The following is a 17112-nucleotide window of genomic DNA, read 5'->3' as shown; positions in this document are numbered from 1 at the left end:
CGCCAGTGCCCCTGCTAGTCGACCGCTCGCGCCGCCCGGGCGCGGCCGACCCGCGACTGATTGGATCGACCCAGCAGGGCGGAGACGTCCTGCCCGGCCTCGACCAGTCTGGCGAGGTCGACGCCGGTCGCCAGGCCCAGCCCATCCAGCAGATAGACCAGGTCTTCGCTGGCGACATTGCCGCTGGCGCCCCGGGCATAGGGACAGCCGCCCAGCCCGGCGATGGAGCTGTCGAACACCGCGATGCCTTCGAGCAGGCTGGCGTAGACGTTGGCCAGGGCCTGGCCATAGGTGTCGTGGAAATGCCCGGCCAGGCGGCCGAGCGGCACCTCCCGACCGACTCGCTGCCAGAGCGCCCGGGTGCGGCCCGGGGTGCCGACGCCGATGGTATCGCCCAGGGAGACCTCGGCGCAGCCCAGCTCCAGCAGCTCGCGGGTCACGGTGGCCACCTGGTCCGGGGCGATCGCGCCGTCGTAGGGGCAGCCCAGCACACAGGACACATAGCCGCGGACCCGGATGCCCGCCGCCCGCGCGCCCTCGACCACGGGCACGAAGCGCGCCAGGCTCTCGGCGATGGAGCAATTGATATTGCGCTCGGAGAAGCCCTCCGAGGCAGCGGCGAAGACGGCGATCTCATCCACTCCCGTAGCCAGGGCGGCCTCGAAGCCCTGCATATTGGGCACCAGCACCGAACGGACCACGCCCGGCGGCCGCCCGAGTCCCGCCAGTACCTCGGCGGTCCCGGCCATCTGCGGCACCCAGCGGGGCGAGACGAAGCTGCCCACCTCCAGATGCTGCACGCCGCTAGCGATCAGCGCCTTGCACAGCTGGATGCGCTCGGCGACGTCCAGCGCCTGGGGTTCGTTCTGCAGGCCATCGCGTGGCCCGACCTCGACCACCCGCACCCGGGACGGCAGGCCCTCGCTCATGGTGCGGCCTCCTCCAGTTCCACCAGGGCAGTGCCCTCGGCCACCAGTTCGCCAGGGCTGCAGAACAGCGCGGCCACGACGCCCGCACGGGGCGCGCGGATGCTGTGCTCCATCTTCATCGCCTCCAGTATCACCAGCGGGGTACCGGCTTCCACGGTGTCGCCGACGGCCACCGGTACGGCGACCACGCTGGCGTTCATCGGTGCCGTGAGTCCGCCTGCATCGGCCTGGCGCTTGACCTCGGCCAGCGGATCGGCCCAGGTGACGACTTCGAGGCGGTTCTGCCACTCCATAAACAGCGTTTGCCCACGGCGATGGAGGTGTGTGCTCTGACGGATGCCCTCGGCCTGCCAGTGGAGGCGATCACCATTCAGCTCGACCGCCGCCGAACCGGGCAGGGCGACGGCGCGCACCTCTCCGCGACAGGCCAGGCGTAGCGAGACAAGTGATGGCCCACCCAGGCGCCAGCCCTGGCGGGAAGCCCAGGGTGACGTCGAATCGGCATGGGCCGGCAGCGTTGCCAGCCAGGCCTGGGCCGCCAATGTCCAGAAGGCGTCGGTCAGCTCTCCGGGTGCGGGCAGCAAGGCATCCCGGTGACGCTCGATGAAGCCGGTGTCCAGCTCGGCCGCGGCAAAGGCCGGATGGGCGAGCAGGCGCTGCAGGAAGGCGAGGTTGGTGGCGAAGCCGCCCACCGCGGTGTCGTCGAGCATGGCCAGCAAGCGCTTGCGCGCCTGTTCGCGGTTGTCGCCCCAGGCGATCAGCTTGGCCAGCATGGGATCGTAGAAGGGCGACACCTCGTCGCCTTCCTCCACGCCGCTGTCCACCCGCCGCCCCGGACCGGCCGCCGGCTCGCGATAGAGCTGCAGGGTGCCCGAGGCCGGCAGGAAGCCCTGGTCGGTGTCCTCGGCATAGAGCCGTACCTCGATGGCATGGCCGTGCAGCGGCACCTGGGCCTGGGTGAGGGGCAGGGGCTCGCCAGCGGCCACGCGCAGCTGCCAGGCCACCAGGTCCAGACCGGTGATGGCCTCGGTGACCGGGTGCTCCACCTGCAACCGGGTATTCATCTCCATGAAGAAGAAGTCGCCGCGGGCGTCGAGCAGGAATTCCACGGTGCCGGCGCCGACGTAGCCGATGGCCTGGGCCGCCTGCACCGCCGCCTCGCCCATAGCCCGGCGCAACGCGGGCGTAAGACCCGGCGCGGGGGCTTCCTCGATCACCTTCTGGTGACGGCGCTGGATGGAACAGTCGCGTTCGTTGAGATAGAGGCAGTGGCCGTGCCCGTCGGCGAAGACCTGGATCTCCACGTGGCGCGGTTGCAGCACGTATTTCTCCACCAGCATCCGCGCATCGCCAAAGGCGGCGCGCGCTTCGCGCTGGGCCGAGGCGAGGCCTTCGGCCAGGTCGGCTTCGCGCTCGACGATCTTCATGCCCTTGCCGCCGCCGCCGGCGGTGGCCTTGAGCAGCACCGGATAGCCGATGCGCGCCGCGGCGTCGCGAAAGCTGGCCAGGGACTGGTCCTCGCCGTGATACCCCGGCACCAGGGGCACTCCGGCGTCGGTCATCAGCGCCTTGGCCGCGGACTTGCTGCCCATGGCGCGGATCGCTGCCGCGGGTGGCCCGACGAAGACCAGCCCGGCCGCGGCCACCGCCTCGGCGAAGGCGGCGTTCTCGGAGAGAAAGCCGTAGCCGGGATGGATCGCCTGGGCGCCGGTGGTCAGGGCAGCGGCGATGATGCGCTCGCCCAGCAGATAGCTGTCGGCCGGCTTGGTCCCGCCCAGGTCCACCGCCTGGTCGGCCTGGCGCACGTGACGGGCGCCAGCATCGATGGCGCTGTGCACGGCGACGGTGCCCAGGCCGAGGGCCTTGGCGGTGCGCATCACCCGACAGGCGATCTCGCCGCGGTTGGCGACCAGCAGACGGTCGAAGGTCATGGCGAGTTCTCCTGCCAGGCGGGGCGACGTTTTTCCAGGAAGGCCTGCAGGCCTTCCTGGGCTTCGGGGGTGACACGCACGGCGGCGATCAGGCTCTCGGTGAACGAGCGCACCTGGGCGCTGGGTGTGCCTTCGCCAGCGCCGTCCAGCAGCCGCTTGCAGGCGCGCAATGCCTGGGGGCCGTTGTCCAGCAGTCGGGCGATCCAGGCCTCGACCAGTGCCTCCAGGTCGGCGGCCGCGGCGGTCTCGGCCACCAGGCCCAGCTCGGCGGCGCGTTCGCCGGAGAAGCGCTCGGCGCCGAGCATGTAGCGCCGCGCTGCCCGCTCGCCCAGGGCGCGGATCACGAAGGGGCCGATGACCGCCGGCACCAGGCCGATGCGCACCTCCGACAGGCAGAAGGTAGCGTCACTGGCGGCCAGGGCCAGGTCGCAGCAGCTGACCAGGCCCACGGCGCCGCCAAAGGCCGCGCCTTGGACCACCGCCAGGGTGGGCAGCGGCAGGGCCTGCAGGCGATACATAACCTCGGCCAGCCGCTCGCTGTCGGCGCGGTTGGCGGCGGCGTCCAGATTGGCCGAGGCCTGCATCCAGGCCAGGTCGGCGCCGGCGCAGAAGTGCCGCCCGCGGCCGCGCAGGAGCAGGAAGCGCAGTTCCTGATCGCTGGCGATCTCGGCCAGCACGGTGCCCAGCTCGGCGATCAGCTGCGCATCCAGGGCATTGTGGCGATCCGGACGGTCGAGCCAGAGGGTGGCGAAGCCGCGCGGATCGCGGATCAGTTCCAGGGTGTGGAAGTCAGTCATGGCCTACATCCGGAAGATGCCGAAGGTCGTCGGCTCGAGCGGGGCGTTGAGACTGGCCGACAGGGCCAGGGCGAGGACCTCGCGGGTCTGGGCCGGGTCGATCACCCCGTCATCCCACAACCGCGCGCTGGAGTAATGGGCATGGGCCTGGCGCTCGTACTGCTCGACGATGGGGCCCTTGATGCGCGCCGCCTCTTCGTCGTCGAAGACCTCGCCGGCACGTTCGGCCTGCTCGCGCTTGACCTGCACCAGCACCCCGGCCGCCTGCTCGGCGCCCATCACGCCGATACGCGCGTTGGGCCACATCCACAGGAAGCGTGGATCGTAGGCGCGACCGCACATGCCGTAGTTGCCGGCGCCAAAGCTGCCGCCGATGATCACGGTGAACTTGGGCACCCGGGCGCAGGCCACCGCGGTAACCAGCTTGGCGCCGTGCTTGGCGATGCCGCCTTCTTCATATTTCTTGCCGACCATGAAGCCGGTGATGTTCTGCAGGAACAGCAGCGGGATGCGTCTCTGGCAGGCCAGTTCGATGAAGTGCGCGCCTTTCTGCGCCGATTCGGCGAAGAGGATGCCGTTGTTGCCGAGGATGGCCACCGGATGGCCGTGCAGATGAGCGAAGCCGCAGACCAGGGTGGTACCGAATTGCGCCTTGAATTCATCGAAGACGCTGCCGTCCACCAGCCGCGCGATCACCTCGCGCACCTCCAGCGGCTGCTTGGGGTCGACCGGGACCAGGCCGTGCAGCTCCTCGGCCGGATACAGCGGTGCGCTGGGCGTCTTCAGTTGCAGCTCGCCCAGCTTGCGCCAGTTGAGGTTGGCGATGCAGCGCCGCGCCAGGGCCAGGGCATGGGCGTCGTTCTCGGCGTAGTGATCGGCCACGCCGGAGGTACGGCAGTGGACATCGGCGCCGCCTAGTTCCTCGGCGCTGACCACCTCGCCGGTGGCGGCCTTCACCAGTGGCGGGCCGGCGAGAAAGATGGTGGCCTGCTGGCGCACCATGATGGTCTCGTCGCTCATGGCCGGCACATAGGCGCCGCCGGCGGTGCAGGAGCCCATGACCACGGCGATCTGCGGGATGCCCTGGGCGCTCATGGTCGCCTGGTTGAAGAAGATCCGCCCGAAGTGCTCCCGGTCGGGGAAGACGTCTTCCTGGCGGGGCAGGTTGGCGCCGCCGGAATCCACCAGATAAAGGCAGGGCAGGCGATTCTGCAGGGCGATGGCCTGGGCGCGCAGGTGCTTCTTCACCGTCAGCGGATAGTAGGAGCCGCCTTTCACGGTGGCGTCGTTGGCGATGATCATGCACTCGACGCCCTCGATGCGGCCGATGCCGGCCACCACCCCGGCGGCCGGTACCTCTTCCTCGTAGACGTCGAGGGCGGCCAGGGCGCCGATCTCCAGGAAGGGCGAGCCCGGGTCCAGCAGGAGATCGATGCGCTGGCGGGGCAGCAGCTTGCCGCGCGCGGTATGGCGCGCCTGGGCCTTGGCACCGCCGCCTTCGCGGATGCGCGCCAGCAATTGGTCGAGCCGGGCCAGCTGCGCGGCCATGGCGGCGGCGTTGCGCTGGTAGTCCGGGGTGCGCCGGTTCAGCGTGGAGGTCAGCACGGTCATTAAGGCGTCCTCACCGGGTTTCGTTGAACAGCTCGCGGCCGATCAGCATGCGGCGAATCTCGCTGGTGCCGGCGCCGATCTCGTAGAGCTTGGCGTCGCGCAGCAGGCGGCCGGTGGGGTATTCGTTGATATAGCCGTTGCCACCCAGGATCTGGATGGCTTCCAGCGCCATCTGGGTAGCCTTCTCGGCGGTATAGAGGATCACCCCGGCAGCGTCCTTGCGGGTGGTCTCGCCGCGGTCGCAGGCCTGAGCCACCGCATAGAGATAGGCGCGGCTGGCGGCGAGGCCGGTATAGAGGTCGGCCACCTTACCCTGGATCAGCTGGAATTCGCCGATGCTCTGGCCGAATTGCTTGCGGTCATGGACGTAGGGCAGGACCACGTCCAGGCAGGCCTGCATGATGCCCACCGGGCCGCCGGCGAGGACCACGCGCTCGTAGTCCAGGCCGCTCATCAGCACCCTGACCCCGCCATTGACCTGGCCCAGCACGTTTTCCTCCGGCACCTCCACGTCGTCGAAGAACAGCTCGCAGGTGTTGGAGCCGCGCATGCCCAGCTTGTCGAACTTGCTGCCGCGGCTGAAACCGGTCCAGTCACGCTCGACGATGAAGGTGGTGATGCCATGGGCAGCCTTCTCCGGCTCGGTCTTGGCATAGATGACATAGGTGTGGGCATCGGGCCCGTTGGTGATCCAGGTCTTGCTGCCGTTGAGCACGAAGCGATCGCCGCGGCGGTCGGCGCGCAGCTTCATGGAGACCACGTCCGAGCCGGCATTGGGTTCGCTCATGGCCAGGGCGCCAATGTGCTCGCCGCTGACCAGCCGGGGCAGGTAGCGCGCCTTCTGCTCGGCGCTGCCGTTGCGGTGGATCTGGTTGACACAGAGATTGGAGTGAGCGCCATAGGACAGGGCGACCGAGGCGGAGCCGCGGCTGATCTCCTCCATGGCCACCGCATGGGCCAGATAGCCGAGTCCTGCGCCGCCGTATTCCTCGCCCACGGTGATGCCGAGCAAGCCCAGGTCACCAAAGGTGCGCCACAGGTCCATGGGAAAGCTGTTGCTGGCATCGATCTCGCCCGCGCGAGGCGCTACCTCGCGGGCGACCAGGGTGCGCACCTGATCGCGCAGCAGATCGAGGGTCTCGCCCAGGGCGAAGTTGAGACTCGGGTAGCTCATGGGGTCACCTGTTGTTGGGATTGTCGGGTGAGAGCGGTCGGCCGATCGGGCGCGCATGGGGCGGCCACCCGGTACGGCGCGGAGCTGAAAGAAACAGGACGGGGCAGCGCTGATGGCCAGGCGCGGGCGTGGCGCGCAGGTGGACGCTGGAAAACCGTCGGGCAGGGCGGCCGACGGCAGGACAAGGGTGCGCGCGGAGCGCGGCTGAGGAACGCGGGCGCCAGGGCGCGCATGGTCCGTCCTCCTGTTCATTATTCTTGTCATGGCGACCGCGAGAGGAAGGCGGCGCGCCTGTGCCTCTGAGTCTAGGAGAGGAAATGCGCTATCGTGAAACGATAAAAATAGAATCCAGGTATTGGAAAATCAGATGGCAGTGCTCAAGGACATTTCGATGCGGCAGCTGCGCTACTTCGTCGCCGCCGCCGAGAACAGCCAGTTTTCCCTGGCCGCCAGCGCGGTCAACGTCAGCCAGTCGGCGGTCACCACGGCGGTCAGCCAGCTGGAGGCGCTGCTCGCCGTGCGGCTATTCGAGCGCCTGCCCCACGGCGTCAAGCTCACGGCCGAGGGGCATCAGTTCTATCACCATGCCCGGCATATCCTCGATACCCTGCAGGACGCCGTCAGCCAGCCGCTGTTCCAGAGCCATGCCCTGACCGGCCAGGCGCGCGTCGGCGCCTCCTATGCGGTGCTCGGCTACTACCTGCCGACCCTGCTGGCGCGCTTCAAGCGCAGCTATCCGCAGATCGACATCGACCTGCGCGACATGGACCGGCCCAGCATCGAGGCCGGCATCACCGATGGCACCCTGGAGCTGGGCCTCACCGTCATCTCCAACGTCGACGCCACCCAGCCCTTCGAGCGCCACCTGCTGATGCGCTCGCCGCGCCAGCTCTGGCTGCCCATCGCCCATCCGCTGCTGGCAGCGGAGCGCGTCACCCTGGCCGACATCGCTCCCTATCCCTACATCCTCGCCACGGTGGACGAAGGGGAGACCTCGACCCTGCGCTACTGGCACGCGGCGGGTCTTGCGCCCAACGTGGTGTTCAAGACTTCGTCCATGGAGTCCCTGCGCGGCCTGGTCGCCCATGGCTTCGGCGTGACCATCCTCTCCGACATGCTCTATCGCGGCTGGTCGCTGGAAGGCCGCAAACTGGAAGCCCGGCCGGTGGCCGACGCCATCCCGCCCATGGAGCTGGGCCTGATCTGGAGTCCCGAAGACCGCCTGGGGGCCGGTGCCCAGGCGTTTCGCCAGTTCCTGGTGTCGGCGAGTGGCGAGGCCCGTGAACGTTAGGCGCACCCCGCAACAGGGCTTCCGCCGGACCGGATGAACGTGGCGCTGGCGGAGACGAAGGAAAACGTCTTGAATGTCGGCTGGTATACCATAATCCATCTATTGGGCGGTTCAGCCGGGGCTTGCCAAGAGCCTCGCTTCGATAAGGAGATGCGTATGCGCACCTGGTTCAAGGATCTGAAGACGACCCTCAAGCTGGCCCTGGGTTTTGGCAGCGTCCTGCTGCTGACCCTGACCATCGCCGCGACCGGGTGGAGCACCATCGGCCTGCTGGCGCGCAGCGGCGACCGCCTGGCGGCCATCGGTGAACTCACCGAGGCGGCGAAGGACCTGGGCATCGCCCGGCAGGCCGATGCCCAGGCGGTCGGCGAAGCCGTGGCCCAGCCTGTGACGGCGCGTCTGGCCGCCTTGCGCGAGCAGCAGGCGGCATTGCAGCGGCTGGGCCTGGACGCCGCCAGCCAGCACCTGCTCGACGCGCAGAGCGAATTGGCCGCTGCCTATGCGCAGACCTTTACCGCTCAGGTGAGCGCCTATAAGCGGCGCGGTGAAGCGGCGACCCTGCTCGGCACCCGTGCCGACGAAGCGTTGCAGGGCGTGGGTGAGATCGAGCAGAACCTGGCCACCAACGAAGCACCCGAACTCTATCCCGGCCAGCGACTCGGCCAATTCCGGGCCATCGGCGTACTGGAGCGCCGCCTGCGCGAGGTGAGGTACAGCCTGCAGCGCTACCTGCTCGGTGGCGATCCCGCCCAGGAGGCCAAGGCGAATGCCGACATGACGGCCACGGTCGCCGAACTGCAACGCCGCCTGGCCAGTGCCTCCAGCCGCGACGCGCCCATCCTGCGGCGGGCCGAAGAGGCACTGCTGCATTACCAGGACTCCATCGGCACCTTCCAGCAGGCCAACCAGCAGGCCGCCCAGGCCGCCGAGGCACTGCGCGGCCTGGAAGACCGCCTGCTCGACACCGGGCGCCAGCTGGTGCGCCAGACCATCGTCCAGCGCGAGGCGGCCAGCGAGCAGGCCTATCGCTGGCTGGCGCTGATCAGCGTGCTGGCGTTGCTGGCCGGTCTGCTGGCCGGCTGGCTCATCACCCGCCAACTGATGCAGCCGCTGCGCGCCTCGCTGCAGCAGGCCCGGCGCATCGCCGGTGGTGATCTGTCGTCCGTGCCGCCGGTGACGCGGCGGGACGAACTCGGTCAGTTGCAGGCCAGCATGGGCGAGATGACCGCCGGCTTGCGCGAGCTGGTCGGCCAGGTCCGGGAGAGCACCACGCAGCTGCAAGGCGCGGCTCAGGGGCTCACCGGCAGCGCCGAGCGGACGCGTGACGGAGTGGAACGCCAGGGCCAGGAAACGCGCCTGGTGGCTACCGCCATCGTGCAGTTGACCGCCAGTGCCCAGGAGGTGGCCACCCATGCCGAAATGGCGTCCCAGACCTCTCGGCAGGTCGAGCGCGCGGCGGACGATGGCGATGCACGGGTACGCCAGGCGATCACCGCGGTTGACGCGCTGGTGCAGGAGATGGTGCAGGCCGCCACGGCGATGGATGCGCTGTTGCGCGAGAGCGAGCGTATCGGCGCGGTCACCGGGGTCATCAAGGCGGTCGCCGAGCAGACCAACCTGCTGGCGCTCAACGCGGCCATCGAGGCGGCCCGCGCCGGGGAGGCCGGACGTGGCTTCGCGGTGGTGGCGGACGAGGTGCGCAACCTGGCTCGTAGCACCCAGCAGTCGGTCACCGAGATCGAGCGCAGCGTCGCCGATCTGCGTGGCCGCGCCGCTCAGGCCGCGGCGCGCATGGACGCCAGTCGTTCGCAGACCGGCCAGGCGGTGACCCTGATCCAGCACGCTGGCGAGGCGTTGCAACTCATCGGCAGCCAGGTCACGAGCATGCAGGCGATGAACCTGCAGATCGCGGCCGCCGCCGAAGAGCAGAGCCGGGTCGCCGGTGAGGTCGGGCAGAGCGTCGCCGTCGTCGAGGCCCTGGCGGAAGCCAGTGTCAGTTCCAGCCAGGAGATGTCCGCGGCCAGCGCGGAACTGGGACAGCTGGGTGCGGAATTGACCGCCCGGATCAGTCGCTTCCGCCTGTAGGCACGTCAAAGGCCTCGACCCTCCACAGGGGCGGATGAGGCTCGCCGGGCGAAGGCGGCTGCGGCGAGCGCTCTCCTCGCGAACGTCAGTGCGGGTCCTGGCCTTCGCCAACCCGCTGCCGGCGATCCGGCGTGCTGCGCGCGCCCGGATCCGGACGCGCGAGGTGGGTCATGCAGGGAGGAACGCCGCGCGCTGGGAGGTGAGGCCGCTGACCTGGCCGGTCGGATCGCGCTCGGCGGGTAACGAAGGCAGGGCGGCGATCCGCGCTGCCCTGCAGGGACTTCAGTGCGCGGCGGCCTTGCTCAGGTCAGCTTCGTTCCACTCGGTATAGACGCAGGCATCGCTGGCCGCCCAGCGCAGCCGTACCACCTGGCCAGGCTGCAGGCCCTGGGCATGGGCCAGCGACTTGACCATCAGCTGGGCGCCCCCCGCGGTCTGCAGCATGCAGCTCTGGCTCTCGCCCAGGAACAGCGCCTCGCCGACCCGTGCCGGGATCTCGTTCCAGCCCGCCGGCATGGGCAGGGTCGCGGCCTGTTCGGTAGTCAGCAGCTGCAGCTTTTCCGGCCGCAGCATCAGCAGCAACGCCTGTTCCGGTCTGACGCCGGCGGTCGGGCGCATCGCCAGCTCCTGACCTTCGAAGGTGCAATGGGCCTGGGCCCGGGCGGTGACCTTGAGAAAGTTGGAGTTGCCGAGGAAGGCCGCGACGAAGGCATTCGGCGGATTCTGGTAGAGGTCGTAGCCACTGCCCAGGCCGACGATGCGCCCGTGACTGAAGATGGCGATGCGCTGCGACAGCCGCAGGGCTTCTTCCTGGTCGTGGGTCACGTAGACGATGGTGATTCCCAGTCGCCGGTGCAACTGGCGCAATTCGTCCTGCAGGTCTTCGCGGAGCTTCTTGTCCAGGGCGCCGAGGGGTTCGTCCATCAGCAGGATGCGCGGTTCATAGACCAGCGCCCGGGCGATGGCCACCCGCTGCTGCTGGCCGCCGGAGAGCTGCGCCGGCCGCCGATGGGCGAAGGCATCCAGCTGCACCAGGCGCAGCATGGCGTCGACCCGCTGGTTGCGCTCGGCCGCACCGACCTTGCGGATGTCCAGGGGGAAACCGATGTTGTCGCGTACCGAGAGGTGCGGAAACAGCGAATAGCGCTGGAACACCATGCCGATGTCGCGCTGGTGCGGCGGCACCCGCAGCAGCGAGCGACCGGCGACGCTGATGGCACCGGAGCTGGGGGTCTCGAAGCCGGCCAGCATCGACAGGGTGGTGGACTTGCCGGAACCGCTGGAGCCGAGGAAGGTGAGGAATTCACCCTCCTGGATGTCCAGCGTGAGATCGTCCACGGCGGTGAAGTCGCCGTAGTGCTTGTTGAGGTTCTGCAGGCGGACCAGCGGGGCCGCGGGGGTGTGGTTCTGGAGTACGGCGCTCATGGCAGGCTCCGGGAGCTCAGCGGGAAAGGGGTTGGCGGCGGCGCAGCAGGGCAGCCGCGAGCATCACCAGCAGGGAAAGGCCGATCAGCACGGTGGAGGCCACGGCGATCACCGGCGTCAGGTCCTGGCGCAGGGTCGCCCACATCTTCACCGGCAGGGTCTGCAGGTTGGGGCTGGCCATCATCACGCTCAGCACCACCTCGTCCCAGGACACCAGGAAGGCAAATAGAGCCCCGGCGAACACCCCCGGCCAGATGCCAGGCAGGGTCACCCGGTAGATCGCCTGCAGGCGCGAGGCACCGCAGATCACCGCGGCATCCTCGATGGACTGATCGAACAGCTTGAGCGAATTGATGACGGCGATCAGCGCGAAGGGCAGGGCGACGATCACGTGGCTGACCACGAAGGCCAGCAGGGTGCCGGTGTAGCCCAGACGCAGGAACAGCGCATAGATGGCCACGGCGATCACCACCAGCGGCACGATCATCGGCAGGGTGAAGACCGCATAGAGCGTCTTGCGCCCGGGAAATTTGCCGCGTACCAGGGCGAAGGCGCAGGGTACCGCCAGGGCCACCGAGACCAGGGTGGTCAGCAGCGCCACCTTGAGGCTGGCCAGCGCCGCCTGCATCCATTCCGGGTTGGCGAAGAATTGCTGGTACCACTTCAGCGTCCAGCCCGGTGGCGGGAAGACCAGCCACTGGGAGGAGCCGAACGACAGCAGCACGATGAAGACGATGGGCAGCAGGAGCACCGCGGCGATGGCGCCGGTGACCAGCAGCAGGCCACCGCGCAGCCGCCAGCCGAGGGCACTTGGAGTGAGCAGCATGGGGTTACCTCGCGTTCTGGGGGTCGACCGGGGATTCCGGTTGCAGCCTGAGATAGAGGGCGAACAGCACCAGGGCGATGACGATGAGCAACGCCGCGGCGGCGCTGGCCAGGCCCCAGTTGAGGAACGACTGCACCTGCTGGATGATGAATTCCGGCAGCATCATGTTCTGCGCCCCACCCAGCAGTGCGGGGGTGACGTAGTAGCCGAGCGACATGACGAACACCATCAGCGCACCCGAGCCCAGGCCGGAACGGCACATCGGCAGGAACACCTTGCGGAAGTTGGTCCAGGGACTGGCGCCGCAGATGGCGCCGGCCTGCAGCACCATGGGGTCCATGGCCTGCAGGGTCGCCTGCAAGGGCAGCACGATGAAGGGGATCATGATGTAGATCATGCCGATCACCACCCCGGTCAGGTTGTTGACCATGGCCAAAGGCTCGTCGATCAGCCCCATCGCCATGAGCAGCTTGTTGATCACGCCGGAACCCTGCAGCAGCACCAGCCAGGCGTAGGTGCGGGCCAGCAGGCTGGTCCACATCGACAGCAGCACGATGTTGAACAGCCAGCGGCCCCAGCCGCGTGGCATCAGGGTAATGGTCCAGGCCAGCGGAAAGCCGATCAGCACGCTGAAGAAGGTCACCAGCGCGGCGACGCCGAAGGTGTTGAGCAACACCTGGGCATAGGCACCGTTGGCGAACAGCGTCTGGTAGTTGCCGAGGCCCGGCACGGGTTCGAGGAACCCGCGCAGCAGCAGACCGATCAACGGCACCAGGAAGAACAGCCCGAGGAACAGCAGGGCAGGGACGAGGTGACTCGCCCCCTTCCAGCGTACGGCGCGTTCACCCCGGGTCCGCGCCGGGTCGCTCAGCGGACGCGGGGTGCCCTTGGCGGAGCCGAGCACCGCCCGGCTGGAGCTGGAGGCGGACATGTCATTTCACCAGCCATTCGTTCCAGCGACTGGCGATCTCGCCGCCATGCTGGGCCCAATAGGCGAAGTCCAGAGTGACCTGCTCGCTGCCGTAGGCGGTGGGCAAATTCTTGGCCAGGTCCGGGGTCAGTTTGGCGACGCTGTCGAGGTTGACCGGCGCGTAGGCGGTGAGGTTGGCGAACTCGGCCTGACCGCGGGCACCGCTGGCCTCGGCGAGAAATTTCATCGCCGCCTCCTTGTTCTTGGCCCCCTTGGGCACCACCAGCATGTCGGCCATGACCAGATTCTGCTTCCAGCTCACGCCCACCGGCGCGCCGTCCTGCTGCAGGGCATAGACCCGGCCGTTCCAGAACTGCCCCAGGGTCGCTTCACCAGAGGCGAGCAGCTGCTGCGACTGGGCGCCGCCGCCCCACCAGACGATGTCCTTCTTGATGGTGTCGAGCTTCTTGAAGGCGCGATCCAGGTCCAGCGGATAGAGCTTGTCCTTGGGCACCCCATCGGCCAGCAGGGCCAGTTCCAGCACGCCGGGGCTCGGCCATTTGTAGAGTGCCCGCTTGCCGGGGTAGGTGGTGGTGTCGAACAGCGCCGACCAGTCCTGTGGCTGCTTGCTGCCCAGCTTGCCCTGGTTGTAGCCGAGCACGAAGGAGAAGAAGAAGGAGCCCACGGCATGATCGTTGACGAAGCGCGGATCGATCCTGCTGCGGTCGATGGTCTTGAAGTCCAGCGGCTCCAGCAGGCCCTGCTGGGCGGCGCGCAGGGCGAAGTCCGCCTCCACGTCGACCACGTCCCATTGCACATTGCCACTCTGCACCATGGCCTGCAGCTTGCCGTAGTCGGTGGGGCCGTCCTGCACCACCTGGATGCCGGTCTGCTGGGTGAAGGGGCCGGCCCAGGCTTTCTTCTGAGCGTCCTGGGTAGTGCCGCCCCAGCTGGTGAAGTTGAGGCTTTCCGCCTGGGCCTGGACGCCCAGGGTGGCGAGCAGGCCGGCGACGGCAATGGATACGACTTTGCGCTTCAGCAACATCTTGATGCCCTCTCTGTTATTGGATCGACGCGGCAGGGATGCCTCGTCCGTTCTAAGAGCAGTGCGGCCAGGGGCCAGAATAGGGAGGCCTTGGACTTGTTCTATCGGGCCCGTTTGTCACGAGCCCTGGCATAATCCGATATTATGGTATTCCAAACTTTTTACAAGCCTGTCAAAGGCCTCTGAAAGGCGCTTCAGCCAGGGAACGGCAGGGTCTCGACGATCTCCAGTTCGTACCCGGTCAGGCCGGCATAGCGCAGCGGCAGACCCAGGTGGCGGATACGCCCGATGCCCAGGTCTTGCAGGATTTGCGCCCCGGTGCCCACCTCGGCATAGATGCGCGACTGGGAGCGCTCGAACAGCCGCTTGGGTTGGGTCAGCGAGGGCACCCTGGCCAGCAATGCCTGGGAGGATTCATGGTTGGCGAGCACCACCACGATGCCGTGGCCTTCCTGGGCGACGCGTTCCAGGGCAGCCCACAGGGTCCAGCTCGGCGGGCCGCTGTATTCGGCGCCGACCAGGTCGCGCAACGGGTCCAGGGCATGGACGCGGACCAGGGTGGGGGTCTCGCGGTCGATGTCGCCCATCACCATGGCCAGGTGCACGCCGCCCTCGATACGGTCCTCGTAGGTCAGCAGGCGGAAGGTGCCGTGCACCGTCGGCAATTCGCTTTCGCCGATGCGGGTGACGGTGTGTTCATGGCGCAGTCGGTAATGGATGAGGTCGGCGATGGTGCCCAGCTTGATGCCGTGGCGTTCGCCGAAGCGCTCCAGGTCCGGTCGGCGGGCCATGCTGCCATCGTCGTTCATCACCTCGACGATCACGGCCGAAGGATCGCGACCGGCCAGCCGTGCCAGGTCGCACCCGGCCTCGGTATGGCCGGCGCGAGTCAGCACGCCGCCGTCGCGAGCGCGCAGGGGAAAGATGTGGCCGGGCTGGACCAGATCGCGCGGGGTGGCATCCGGCGCCACCGCCGCTTCGATGGTGCGCGCTCGGTCCGCCGCCGAGATACCGGTGGTGACGCCCGTGGCGGCTTCGATGGACACGGTGAAGGCGGTGCCGTGGACGGTGCCGTTGTCGCTGACCATCTGCATCAGGTTGAGCTGGCGGCAGCGTTCTTCGGTCAGCGTCAGGCAGATCAGGCCGCGGGCTTCGCGCGCCATGAAGCTGATCGCCGCCGGGGTGCAGGCATCGGCGGCGAGCAGGATGTCGCCCTCGTTCTCGCGGTCTTCGTCATCGACCAGGATGACCATCTTGCCGGCACGGAAATCCTCGATGATCGCTTCGATGGGATGGATGGCCACGACAACCTCTCAGGGTTCTGGATTGCTATGTAATCTGGTATACCATGAGACAAATCGCAGCGAAAGAGGCAAGGTGCCATGAAAGGTTATTGGATTGCAGAGGTCGATGTGACCGATCCCGAGGCTTATCGCGGCTATACGGAGCGCGCCCCGGCGGCCTTCGCCCGCTATGGCGGTCGCTTCCTCGCCCGGGGCGGACGCGCCGAGCAGCTGGAAGGCGAAGGCTGGGCGACGCGCCGGGTGGTGATCGAATTCGATTCCTACGAACAGGCCCTGGCCTGCTATCGCTCGGCGGAGTATCAGGACGCCTGCGGGCACCGGCAGACGGCGGCTCGGGCCGAGATCTTCATCGTCGAAGGACTCTGAGAGAGGCGGCCAGGCACGGCACTGCCGCGTCTGGCCGAAGACGGCTAGCGTTCGATGCGCGGCTCGTCCTGCACGCGGGGGATGAACAGCTCGCGCGCCTGTTCGCCCTGGTGCTCCTGCTGCCGCTGCAGGTAGTCGAGGGCCACCTTGGCGGCGGCGCGCACGTGATCCACCGATGCCTGGTGGGCGGCCAGGGCATCACCGCTGCGGATCGCCGCGACCATGCGCTCCATCTCGGCATTGCTCGCCTGACGGCGATTGGCCTGGGAGACCGAGGTGGCTCTCAGGTAGCTGACCCGCGCCTGCAACTGGCGCAGCTGGGTGGCGGCGACGCGGTTGCCGCAGCCTTCCATGAGCACGTCGTAGAAATTCTGCACGGTCTCGATCACCTCCGGCAGTTCGGCGCCCTCCAGGGCCTCGCGGTTTTCCGCCAGGGCCTGTTCCAGCGCGGCGATCTCCTTGGGGCCGGCGCGCAAGGTGAAGAGTTGCACGATCAGGCCTTCCAGCACGCAGCGCAGCTCATAGAGGTCGCAGGCATCCTCCAGGGTGATGATGGCGACGCGCGGCCCACGGGCATCGGCGAACTCCACCAGGCCTTCGGATTCGAGATGACGCAGGGCCTCGCGCACCGAGGTGCGGCTGACGCCCAGGCGGTCGCAGAGATCGCGCTCCACCAGGCGATCGCCCGGCAGCAACTGGAAGTTCAGGATCGCCTGGCGCAGGCGATTGCACACCATTTCACGCAGGGTGACCGGGCTGCGGGTGATCTTGAAGCTGTCGTCTAGTTGCGCGCGTCTCATGGGGCTCTCTGGCGGACCGGTTCTACAGGCGACGACGAGGCACGCGACTACATGGGGCCTGCGTGCTCGCCAGGGCGGAAGAGGGCAAGTCTAGCATGCCCCCTGCAGGCGTTCATGGGCCCGTCCGCTCAGGCATAGATCGGTGCGGCGCCCATCCGGCCCCGGTGATAGAGCATCGGGATCACCTCCTGGTCCGGCACGATGAGATTCTTCACCGCCCCGACGATGATGGCGTGGTCGCCGCCGTCGTACTCGCGCCACAGCTCGCACTCGATCACCGCGGTGGCGTCCGCCAGCAGCGGATTGCCCAGGGCGCTGCGCGTCCATTCGATACCCTGGGTCTTGTCCTTGCCCTTGCTGGCGAAGGCGTAGGCGATACGCTGCTGTTCGGCGCTCAGCAGGTGGATGGCGAAGCCCTTGCCGTCACGCAGCAGGGGATAGGTGTCGGAGCTGTAGTTGGGGCAGAAGAGCACCAGCGCCGGGTCCAGCGACAGGGCGCTGAAGGCGCTGGCGGTCAGGCCGGCGAGGTTGCCCTCGGCGTCCAGCGTGGTGACCACGGTGACGCCGGACGGAAAGGCGCCCATCACTTGCTTGTAGATTGCGGGATCGATCATGACT

Annotated in this window: 15 protein-coding genes and 1 pseudogene; 4 read left to right on the top strand and 12 right to left on the bottom strand. The window is 68.1% G+C overall.

Annotated elements, in window-relative coordinates:
• Positions 1-14: 14 nt before the first annotated feature.
• From QE444_RS15300 to QE444_RS15280, 5 genes are read right to left on the bottom strand one after another with little or no spacing between them, the layout of a single operon-like run.
• Entirely contained in the window at positions 15-929 is a 915-nt protein-coding gene (locus QE444_RS15300) for a hydroxymethylglutaryl-CoA lyase (RefSeq protein WP_309739554.1), read from the bottom strand.
• Entirely contained in the window at positions 926-2860 is a 1935-nt protein-coding gene (locus QE444_RS15295) for an acetyl/propionyl/methylcrotonyl-CoA carboxylase subunit alpha (protein WP_309739552.1), read from the bottom strand. Before QE444_RS15295 ends, QE444_RS15300 begins: the two co-directional genes overlap by 4 nt.
• On the bottom strand, positions 2857-3657 hold the full coding sequence (locus tag QE444_RS15290) for an enoyl-CoA hydratase-related protein (RefSeq protein WP_187979421.1): 801 nt from the start codon (positions 3655-3657) through the stop codon (positions 2857-2859). Before QE444_RS15290 ends, QE444_RS15295 begins: the two co-directional genes overlap by 4 nt.
• A gap of 3 nt (positions 3658-3660) precedes the next feature.
• The gene (locus tag QE444_RS15285; RefSeq protein ID WP_187979420.1) at positions 3661-5268 is read right to left on the bottom strand and encodes a carboxyl transferase domain-containing protein; all 1608 of its coding nucleotides are present in this window, start codon (positions 5266-5268) and stop codon (positions 3661-3663) included.
• A gap of 10 nt (positions 5269-5278) precedes the next feature.
• Positions 5279-6442: an isovaleryl-CoA dehydrogenase gene (locus QE444_RS15280; protein WP_309739548.1), complete on the bottom strand. Its 1164-nt coding sequence runs from the start codon at positions 6440-6442 to the stop codon at positions 5279-5281.
• 367 nt (positions 6443-6809) lie between these two features.
• On the opposite strand from QE444_RS15280, the gene QE444_RS15275 reads away from it, so the two are divergent.
• The 3 genes and pseudogenes from QE444_RS15275 to QE444_RS23645 all read left to right on the top strand — a co-directional run bounded on the left by QE444_RS15275 (position 6810) and on the right by QE444_RS23645 (position 9818).
• Positions 6810-7733, top strand: a complete 924-nt coding sequence (locus QE444_RS15275; protein WP_187979418.1) for a LysR family transcriptional regulator — start codon at positions 6810-6812, stop codon at positions 7731-7733.
• 33 nt (positions 7734-7766) lie between these two features.
• A pseudogene (locus tag QE444_RS23650) lies at positions 7767-8963 on the top strand (methyl-accepting chemotaxis protein); the annotation flags it as partial.
• On the top strand, positions 8946-9818 hold the full coding sequence (locus QE444_RS23645; protein ID WP_405046474.1) for a methyl-accepting chemotaxis protein: 873 nt from the start codon (positions 8946-8948) through the stop codon (positions 9816-9818). The pseudogene QE444_RS23650 and the gene QE444_RS23645, both read left to right, overlap by 18 nt.
• Before the next feature lie 282 nt (positions 9819-10100).
• Here QE444_RS23645 and QE444_RS15265 read toward each other — a convergent pair whose 3' ends face one another.
• The 5 genes from QE444_RS15265 to ribBA form a co-directional block, all read right to left on the bottom strand.
• On the bottom strand, positions 10101-11243 hold the full coding sequence (locus QE444_RS15265) for an ABC transporter ATP-binding protein (protein WP_133860699.1): 1143 nt from the start codon (positions 11241-11243) through the stop codon (positions 10101-10103).
• Between the two features lie 16 nt (positions 11244-11259).
• Positions 11260-12069, bottom strand: a complete 810-nt coding sequence (locus QE444_RS15260; RefSeq protein WP_133860698.1) for an ABC transporter permease — start codon at positions 12067-12069, stop codon at positions 11260-11262.
• Positions 12070-12073: 4 nt separating this feature from the next.
• Positions 12074-13000 (bottom strand): ABC transporter permease, encoded by a 927-nt coding sequence (locus QE444_RS15255; RefSeq protein WP_309739543.1) that lies wholly within the window; start codon positions 12998-13000, stop codon positions 12074-12076.
• Position 13001: 1 nt separating this feature from the next.
• Complete coding sequence (locus QE444_RS15250; RefSeq protein WP_309739541.1) at positions 13002-14024, bottom strand: ABC transporter substrate-binding protein; 1023 nt, start codon at positions 14022-14024, stop codon at positions 13002-13004.
• A 194-nt stretch (positions 14025-14218) separates the two neighbouring features.
• Positions 14219-15328 (bottom strand): bifunctional 3,4-dihydroxy-2-butanone-4-phosphate synthase/GTP cyclohydrolase II, encoded by a 1110-nt coding sequence (gene ribBA, locus QE444_RS15245; protein WP_309739539.1) that lies wholly within the window; start codon positions 15326-15328, stop codon positions 14219-14221.
• 78 nt (positions 15329-15406) lie between these two features.
• Between ribBA and QE444_RS15240 the strand changes: the two genes are divergently transcribed.
• Positions 15407-15694 carry a DUF1330 domain-containing protein gene (locus tag QE444_RS15240; protein WP_059315040.1) on the top strand — a complete coding sequence of 96 codons (288 nt, stop codon included), beginning with the start codon at positions 15407-15409 and terminating at the stop codon, positions 15692-15694.
• Between the two features lie 44 nt (positions 15695-15738).
• Here QE444_RS15240 and QE444_RS15235 read toward each other — a convergent pair whose 3' ends face one another.
• Positions 15739-16494 (bottom strand): GntR family transcriptional regulator, encoded by a 756-nt coding sequence (locus tag QE444_RS15235; RefSeq protein ID WP_133860693.1) that lies wholly within the window; start codon positions 16492-16494, stop codon positions 15739-15741.
• Positions 16495-16622: 128 nt separating this feature from the next.
• Positions 16623-17108, bottom strand: coding sequence for a flavin reductase family protein (locus QE444_RS15230; RefSeq protein ID WP_059315038.1), 486 nt, complete (start codon positions 17106-17108; stop codon positions 16623-16625).
• Between the last annotated feature and the right edge of the window lie 4 nt (positions 17109-17112).

It is taken from the genome of Pseudomonas sp. SORGH_AS_0199, assembly GCF_031453735.1.
Taxonomy (GTDB): Bacteria; Pseudomonadota; Gammaproteobacteria; order Pseudomonadales; family Pseudomonadaceae; genus Chryseomonas; species Chryseomonas aestiva.
Note: the sequence above shows the minus strand (reverse complement) of the source record. Positions and strands in the feature narration are given on the sequence as shown.

Bases quoted from the DNA above. Each gene is read 5' to 3' on its own strand.
- QE444_RS15260 (WP_133860698.1), bottom strand. From the start codon at position 12,069: ATGCTGCTCACTCCAAGTGCCCTCGGCTGGCGGCTGCGCGGTGGCCTG.
- QE444_RS15230 (WP_059315038.1), bottom strand. From the start codon at position 17,108: ATGATCGATCCCGCAATCTACAAGCAAGTGATGGGCGCCTTTCCGTCC.
- QE444_RS23645 (WP_405046474.1), top strand. From the start codon at position 8,946: ATGGGCGAGATGACCGCCGGCTTGCGCGAGCTGGTCGGCCAGGTCCGG.
- QE444_RS15295 (WP_309739552.1), bottom strand. From the start codon at position 2,860: ATGACCTTCGACCGTCTGCTGGTCGCCAACCGCGGCGAGATCGCCTGT.
- QE444_RS15290 (WP_187979421.1), bottom strand. From the start codon at position 3,657: ATGACTGACTTCCACACCCTGGAACTGATCCGCGATCCGCGCGGCTTC.
- QE444_RS15250 (WP_309739541.1), bottom strand. From the start codon at position 14,024: ATGTTGCTGAAGCGCAAAGTCGTATCCATTGCCGTCGCCGGCCTGCTC.
- QE444_RS15300 (WP_309739554.1), bottom strand. From the start codon at position 929: ATGAGCGAGGGCCTGCCGTCCCGGGTGCGGGTGGTCGAGGTCGGGCCA.
- QE444_RS15240 (WP_059315040.1), top strand. From the start codon at position 15,407: ATGAAAGGTTATTGGATTGCAGAGGTCGATGTGACCGATCCCGAGGCT.
- QE444_RS15255 (WP_309739543.1), bottom strand. From the start codon at position 13,000: ATGTCCGCCTCCAGCTCCAGCCGGGCGGTGCTCGGCTCCGCCAAGGGC.
- QE444_RS15285 (WP_187979420.1), bottom strand. From the start codon at position 5,268: ATGACCGTGCTGACCTCCACGCTGAACCGGCGCACCCCGGACTACCAG.
- QE444_RS15235 (WP_133860693.1), bottom strand. From the start codon at position 16,494: ATGAGACGCGCGCAACTAGACGACAGCTTCAAGATCACCCGCAGCCCG.
- QE444_RS15280 (WP_309739548.1), bottom strand. From the start codon at position 6,442: ATGAGCTACCCGAGTCTCAACTTCGCCCTGGGCGAGACCCTCGATCTG.
- QE444_RS15275 (WP_187979418.1), top strand. From the start codon at position 6,810: ATGGCAGTGCTCAAGGACATTTCGATGCGGCAGCTGCGCTACTTCGTC.
- QE444_RS15265 (WP_133860699.1), bottom strand. From the start codon at position 11,243: ATGAGCGCCGTACTCCAGAACCACACCCCCGCGGCCCCGCTGGTCCGC.